This is a genomic window from Dietzia sp. UBA5065 (genome assembly GCA_002415925.1).
Classification (GTDB): Bacteria; Actinomycetota; Actinomycetes; order Mycobacteriales; family Mycobacteriaceae; genus Dietzia.
Genome location: DIAZ01000096.1, coordinates 15,913 through 16,468, shown reverse-complemented (window position 1 = coordinate 16,468; position 556 = coordinate 15,913). Strand labels below are relative to the sequence as shown.

Here is a 556-nt window from a genome sequence, read left to right as displayed (position 1 = left end):
TCGGTGAGAGATGTCAGCGACAGTTCGGCCAGATCCAGCGGGCCACCCGAGCCGCCGACGGACTTGGTCTCGGAGGGCGAGAGGAGGATGCGCACCCGGCTGAGGCTACCGTCGCTCCGATCCCCAACCACCGGGCGGCTACGCTTGACCACCGTGATCACGCGTCTGTCCCACCTTTTCCTGCGCACCCTCCGCGACGACCCGGCCGATGCCGAGGTGTTGAGCCACAAGCTGCTGGTCCGGGCCGGTTACGTCCGGCGCGTCGCTCCCGGCGTGTACTCGTGGCTGCCGCTCGGCCTGCGCACGCTCCGCCGGATCGAACAGGTGGTGCGCGAGGAGATGAACGCCTCCGGCGCCCAGGAGATCAGCCTGCCCGCCCTCCTGCCCCGCGAGCCCTACGAGACGACCGGCCGCTGGACCGAGTACGGCCCCGCCTTGTTCCGGCTGAAGGACCGCAAGGGCAACGACATGATGCTCGGGCCCACCCACGAGGAACTGTTCACCCTCACGGTGCAGGGCGAGTACTCCTCGTACAAGGACCTGCCGGTGACCCTGT

General features: G+C 68.9%; 1 pseudogene. It reads left to right on the top strand.

Annotated elements, in window-relative coordinates:
- Window positions 1–153 precede the first annotated feature (153 nt).
- A pseudogene (locus B4M60_RS07290) lies at window positions 154–556 on the top strand (proline--tRNA ligase); the annotation flags it as partial.